We start from the raw sequence: 6,262 nt of genomic DNA on the forward strand, positions 1-6,262 counted from the left end.
TGTGTATAAGAGACAGGGTCGAGACCGGGCCGTGTGCGGAAGCCGGAGTCACTCGTGTCCATGGCGGCATTGTCCCCAGCCGATCCGGCACCGCGTTAGTGTTACGTATAACCGCCTGCAGGGCCACACCGCCCGCAGGCGGGCACCGCACCGCCCGCACGGCCCACCGAGGAATCCGGAGCACCCATGTCCCTCATCGCCCTGGTCACGCTGGTCGTCCGCGACTACGACGAGGCCGTCTCCTTCTACACGGACGCGCTCGGCTTCGAGCGGGTGGAGGACACCGACCGGGGCGACGGCTCGCGCTGGGGGGTCGTCCGGCCGCGCGGTGGGGCGGGCCCGGGGCTGCTGCTGGCCCGCGCCAAGGACGAGGCGCAACGGGCCGCCGTGGGGGCGCAGACGGGTGGGCGGGTCGGCTTCTTCCTGCACACCGACGACTTCGCGGGCGACCGGGAGCGGATGCGGGCGGCCGGGGTCCGCTTCCTGGAGGAGCCGCGGCGGGAGGCGTACGGCACGGTCGCGGTCTTCGAGGACCTGTACGGCAACCGGTGGGACCTGCTGCAGCCTGCCTGAGCCTCCCCGCCCCCGTTCCGGGCACCCTCAGGCCGCCCCCAGGCGCTCCGGGCGGACCTGAGGGTGACCGCTCCGGCGCTGGGCGCCGACCGCGCCGACGGGCCGGCCGCGCGCGTCGGCGACCGGGCGGGGAGCTGCGCCTGGGCGACGGGCGACGCCCCGGGTCGTCGCCGTCTCCGAACGCTCCCTGGGCATCGGGGAGTTCCGTTCCCCCGGGAGGCTCTCGCGGGCCGGGTGTCGGCCGCCCGTGACCAGGCGGTGCCGGGTCCCGCACGGACGGCACCGGCCCGGACGCGGCCGCCGCGGCGCTGCGGGACGCCCTCGTGCTCCTTGCGGTGGTCAGCACGCTCACCCTCAGGCTGGTGGGCGCCGGACGCGGGCGGCTGACGCGGATGCTGGAGCCGCAGACGGCGCTGGTGGCCTTCGCCGGGCCGGCGACCGGCACCCTGGCCGCCGCGATCCCGCGCACCGCCTTCTCGGAGGCGCCGGGGGATCGGCGCCGTACATGGAGCCCGCCCGGTACAGGGCCGCCGGTGGCGGCCGTGGCGGGAACGCTCCTGCCGGCCCGGCGGGGGCACAGGGAGGAGGCCTTCAGGCCCGGGCCGGGGCCGGGGCCGCCGCCGCCCTCAGCGCGTCCAGGACGGGCTTGATCAGGGGATGGTCCTCGGCCCCCCGCCGCACGGCGGCGAAGACCCGCCGGGTCGGCGCCACCCCGTTCACCGGGCGCACGACGACATCGCCCCGCTCCGGGCCGCGCAGCGCCGACCGGGGCACCAGGGCCACTCCGGCGCCCGCCCCGGCCAGGGCCAGCACGGCGTGGAAGTCGTCCGAGGAGTGCTCCAGCCTCGGTTCGAACCCGGCGTACTCGCAGGCCAGGACCACCACGTCGTGGCAGGGGTTGCCGGGGTAGGGCCCGATCCAGGGGTCGTCGGCGAGGTCGGCGACGGCGATGTGCCCCCGCCCGGCGAGGCGGTGGCCGACCGGCAGCACGGCGTCGAAGGGCTCGGAGTACAGCGGGACGCGGGTCAGCCGCCGGTCGTCGTCACCGGGCGCGCCCCGGTACTCGACGGCGACCGCCACATCGACCTGCCGGTCCAGCACCATCGGGACGCTCGCGTCGCCCTCGGCGTCCTGCACCCGGACCCGGATGCCGGGCGCGGTGCGGGTCAGCTCGGCGATGGCCGGGGCCAGCACCAGGCCGATGCCGGTGGCGAACGCGGCCACGGTGACCGTGCCGGCGACACCCGCGGCGTAGTCGGCGAGCTCCGCCTCCGCCCGCTCCAGCTGGGCCAGCACCTCGTGGGCGTGGGTCAGCAGGATCTCGCCGGCCGCCGTCAGCCGTGCGCCGCGCGCCCCGCGCTCGACCAGCCGGTGGCCGGTCTCCTGCTCCAGGGCGGCCAGCTGCTGCGAGACCGCGGACGGGGTGAGGTAGAGCGCGGCGGCCGCGGCGGTCACCGTACGGTGATCCGCCACCGCACGGAGAATGCGCAGCCGCCGGGCATCGATCATGTCCTCATTGTCCCAGGTCGCGACGGGTGCCCCGAACCGCCACCGGGTCATGCCCCCGGTGTCGTGCCACCCGCCCCCGGGAGCCGGGTCACGCCTCCAGGGCCGCCCGCGCGTCGACGAACGCGTCCACGGCGCGGTCGACGTCCTCGGTGGAGTGCGCCGCGGACAGCTGGACCCGGATGCGCGCGGCGCCCTGCGGGACGACCGGGTAGGAGAACCCGATGACGTACACGCCGCGTTCCAGGAGCAGTTCGGCCATGCGGGCCGCCTCCGCCGCGTCCCCGATCATCACCGGGGCGATGGCGTGGTCGCCGGGCAGGACGTCGAAGCCCTCCGCGGTCATCCGGGAGCGGAAGAGCGCGGTGTTGGCGTCGAGCCGCTCGCGCAGCTCGCCCGCGGACTCCAGCAGGTCGATGACCTTGAGGGAGGCGGCGGCGATGACCGGCGCGAGCGAGTTGGAGAAGAGGTACGGGCGCGAGCGCTGGCGCAGCAGGGCGACGATCTCGGCGCGCGCCGCGACGTAACCGCCGGAGGCGCCGCCCAGCGCCTTGCCGAGCGTGCCGGTGATGATGTCGACGCGGTCCATGACGCCGTGCAGCTCGGGGGTGCCGCGGCCGCCGGGGCCGACGAATCCGACGGCGTGCGAGTCGTCGACCATGACCATGGCCCCGTGACGGTCGGCCAGGTCGCAGATCTCGGCGAGCGGAGCGACGTAACCGTCCATGGAGAACACGCCGTCGGTGACGATCAGGCGGCGGCGCGCGCCGGAGGCCTCCTTGAGCTGCTTCTCCAGGTCGGCCATGTCGCGGTTGGCGTAGCGGTACCGCTGCGCCTTGGAGAGGCGGATGCCGTCGATGATGGAGGCGTGGTTGAGGGCGTCGGAGATCACCGCGTCCTCGGCACCGAGCAGGGTCTCGAAGACGCCGCCGTTGGCGTCGAAGCAGGAGGAGTAGAGGATCGTGTCCTCCTGGCCGAGGAAGGACGAGAGCCGCTGCTCCAGCTCCTTGTGGACCTCCTGGGTGCCGCAGATGAAGCGGACGGAGGCGAGCCCGTAGCCCCAGCGGTCCAGCGCCTCGTGGGCGGCGGCGACGACCTCCGGGTGGTCGGCGAGGCCCAGGTAGTTGTTGGCGCAGAAGTTCAGCACCTCGCCGGGGCGGCCCCCGGAGGTGACGGCGACGTTGGCGGACTGCGGGGTGCCGATGACCCGCTCCGGCTTCTGGAGCCCGGCCTCCCGGATCTCGTCGAGGGTGGTGCGCAGGTCGTCGCGTACGGAGTCGAACATGAGGGCTGTCTCCCGGTCGGATGGTGGGGTGGGGCGGGGCGGCTGGGCTGCTCAGACGGTCCAGTCCAGCAGGACCTTGCCGCCCAGCCCGCTCGCGGCGTCGTCGAAGGCGGCCTCGAAGTCGCGGTAGCCGTAGCGTCCGGTGATGACCGGGGCGAGGTCGAGCCCGCCCTCCAGCAGCACGGACATGGCGTACCAGGTCTCGTACATCTCGCGGCCGTAGATGCCCTTGATGGTGAGCATCGAGGTGACGACGCGGGACCAGTCGACGGGGAACTCCTCGGACGGCAGGCCGAGCATCGCGATCCGGCCGCCGTGCGTCATGTTCGCGATCATGTCCCGCATGGCCTCGGGGCGGCCGGACATCTCCAGGCCGATGTCGAAGCCCTCGCGCAGACCGAGGCGGCGCTGGCCGTCGGCGACGGTCTCCCGGCCGACGTTCAGGGCGAGGTCCACGCCGACCTTCCCGGCGAGCTCCAGCCGGGCCTCGCTCACGTCGGTGATGACGACGTTGCGGGCGCCCGCGTGACGGGCGACGGCGGCGGCCATGAGGCCGATCGGACCGGCCCCGGTGATCAGGACGTCCTCCCCGACCAGCGGGAAGGACAGCGCGGTGTGCACGGCGTTGCCGAACGGGTCGAAGATCGCGGCGACGTCGAGGTCCACCTCGTTCCGGTGCACCCAGACGTTGGAGGCGGGCAGCGCCACGTACTCGGCGAACGCCCCGTCCCGGCCGACGCCGAGCCCGAGCGTGGAGCGGCACAGGTGGCGCCGCCCGGCCAGGCAGTTGCGGCACTTCCCGCAGACGAGGTGGCCCTCACCGCTGACCAGGTCGCCCACCTTGACGTCGGCGACGTCGGCGCCCACTTCGGCGACCTCGCCGACGAACTCGTGGCCCAGGACCAGCGGGGTGCGCACGGCCTGCTGCGCCCAGCCGTCGTAGGCGCGGATGTGCAGGTCGGTGCCGCAGATCCCGGTGCGCAGGACCTTGATCAGGACGTCCCCGGGGCCGGTCTCCGGCTCCGGTACGTCCGTCAGCCAGAGCCCCGGCTCGGCCTTCTGCTTCACGAGTGCCTTCACGGCTGCGGCTCCCTGTACCTGGTGCGCGTCGAACGCCCCGATGACACAGGCATGCGGAAGGCAGCCGGCGGCCCGGGGTGACTGGAGGGGCGACGGTCCACGGACGCCGGACGCGCGTGGTCCCGTCCCGGGGCCACCGCGGTGCGGCGTTCCGTACCGTCACGGAGAAATCTGCCGCACACCGGTGCCCCGGGTCCATCGAGGATTTCTTAAGCGCCCTCGCAGTTGTGCTTCACGCCCCGACGCGGGCACGCCCCCGTGCGCTCCGCGCGGCCCCTCGGCGGGAGGCGCGGCCGGGCGGCACGGTGCGGTGCGGGCCGGGTGCGGCGGCCGTCAGGACCGGGGTTTGTGCGCGAACACCCACCGGTTGCCCTCCAGCGCGTCGTTCGGCTCGGGGAGCGGGCCGCGCCCGTGCCGGTGCGTGAAGTCGAAGGGTGTGTGCGTCGAAGTGGACCAGCCGCGGGCTGCCAGGTCCCCCGCGGAGTCGGGCCGTGGCCCCTTGTCGAAGAGGTGGAGCAGGTCGATGCCGATCTGCTCCCGCGTCGCCGTGTAGAGCGGGCTGTCGCGGTACACCAGCAGGTCCTTCTCCAGCTTGGCCTCGAACGCCAGGGCGCTCCCCCCGGCGCTCAGCCGGTCCACCGTGTCGACGAGGTACGTCTCGGCGGGGCCCGGCAGGTAGAAGAGCAGTCCTTCGGCCAGCCAGGCGCTCGGCGCCCCCGGGTCGAAGCCGGCGTCGGTCAGCGCCGTCACCCAGTCGGCGCGCAGGTCGACCGGTACCGGTACGCGTTCGGCCTTCGGCTCGGCCGCCCGTTCCGCGAGCACGTGCTGTTTGAACTCCAGCACGCCTGCCCTGTCGATCTCGTAGACCACGCGGCCGGACGGCCAGTCCAGCCGGAAGGCGCGCGTGTCCAGCCCCGCCCCCAGCAGGACCACCTGGTGGGCGCCGGCGCTGACGGCGCGGAGGAGGAAGTCGTCGAGGACCCTGGTCCGCAGGCCGAAGTAGCGGGCGAATCTCCCCCACAGCGGGTTCCGGTCCCCGTCGGGGACCCGCTCGATGCGCAGGGGCCAGTCCGTGCACGCCGGTGCGGCGCGTACGAAACCCTCCGCGTAGACGTCCTGCGCCAGGCTGTCGGGGCGGTGGGTCTCGATGGCCCGTGCCGCGGCGACCAGCAGCGCCGTCAGGCCCACGCCTCCGTCCACCCCTTCGACGTCCTCGTGTTCGACGTCCTCGTGCTGTCGTGCCGTACCGACCATGTTTCCTCCGTCATCAGAAAGGGGGGCCCAGGATTTCCGGCTCCTCGTCGTCTCCGGTGGGCAGGCGGCGCCGCGTACCTCGCTCATCTCTTCCTTCTCTCCGGGAGCAGGACGGGTTTGACCACGCGGCCCGCTTCGCAGTCGCGTTCCGCCTCGTCGACGTCGGCCAGCGGATAGGTGCGGATCAGCTGGTCGAAGGGGAACAGCCCGGCCTGCCACAGCGCGGTCAGCCGGGGGATCAGCAGCCCTGGCACGGCGTCTCCCTCGCAGATGTGCCGGATGCCGCGGCCCCGGTCAAGCGTGCCCGGTTCGAGGGGCAGTGGGGTGTGGAGCCGTGCCACCAGGCCGAGACGGCCGGTCGGGCGCAGCGCCCGCAGGGCGTCGTTCACGAGTGAGGGCGAGGCGGTGGTGTCCAGCGCGTACCGGGTGCCGCCGTCGGTCAGCCGCCGGACGCGTTCGGGCAGGCCGGACTCTTCGGCGTACAGCGGGAGGGCGCCGAAACGTTCGGCCAGGGCCAGCCGTTCCGGGTGCCGGTCGACGGCCACCGTCACCGCTCCGGCGGCG

The 6,262-nt window shown here is 74.0% G+C and carries 6 protein-coding genes; 1 reads left to right on the top strand and 5 read right to left on the bottom strand.

What is annotated here, in order from left to right:
* The first annotated feature begins 186 nt into the window (after positions 1-186).
* Entirely contained in the window at positions 187-573 is a 387-nt protein-coding gene (locus IH13_RS0120205; protein WP_031086425.1) for a VOC family protein, read from the top strand.
* Positions 574-1,164: 591 nt separating this feature from the next.
* Here the strand turns inward: IH13_RS0120205 and IH13_RS0120215 are convergent.
* From IH13_RS0120215 to IH13_RS0120235, 5 genes are all read right to left on the bottom strand, one after another.
* Positions 1,165-2,082, bottom strand: coding sequence for a LysR family transcriptional regulator (locus IH13_RS0120215; RefSeq protein ID WP_031086429.1), 918 nt, complete (start codon positions 2,080-2,082; stop codon positions 1,165-1,167).
* An 88-nt stretch (positions 2,083-2,170) separates the two neighbouring features.
* Positions 2,171-3,364 carry a glycine C-acetyltransferase gene (locus tag IH13_RS0120220; protein ID WP_031086431.1) on the bottom strand — a complete coding sequence of 398 codons (1,194 nt, stop codon included), beginning with the start codon at positions 3,362-3,364 and terminating at the stop codon, positions 2,171-2,173.
* A gap of 51 nt (positions 3,365-3,415) precedes the next feature.
* Positions 3,416-4,444, bottom strand: a complete 1,029-nt coding sequence (gene tdh / locus IH13_RS0120225; protein WP_031086434.1) for an L-threonine 3-dehydrogenase — start codon at positions 4,442-4,444, stop codon at positions 3,416-3,418.
* A gap of 333 nt (positions 4,445-4,777) precedes the next feature.
* Entirely contained in the window at positions 4,778-5,698 is a 921-nt protein-coding gene (locus IH13_RS0120230) for a class I SAM-dependent methyltransferase (protein WP_031086436.1), read from the bottom strand.
* A gap of 83 nt (positions 5,699-5,781) precedes the next feature.
* A partial coding sequence (locus IH13_RS0120235; protein WP_031086438.1) for a zinc-binding dehydrogenase occupies positions 5,782-6,262 on the bottom strand: 481 nt, incomplete at its 5' end.

This window comes from Streptomyces sp. NRRL WC-3549 (genome assembly GCF_000721935.1).
In the GTDB taxonomy this organism is placed as follows: Bacteria; Actinomycetota; Actinomycetes; order Streptomycetales; family Streptomycetaceae; genus Streptomyces.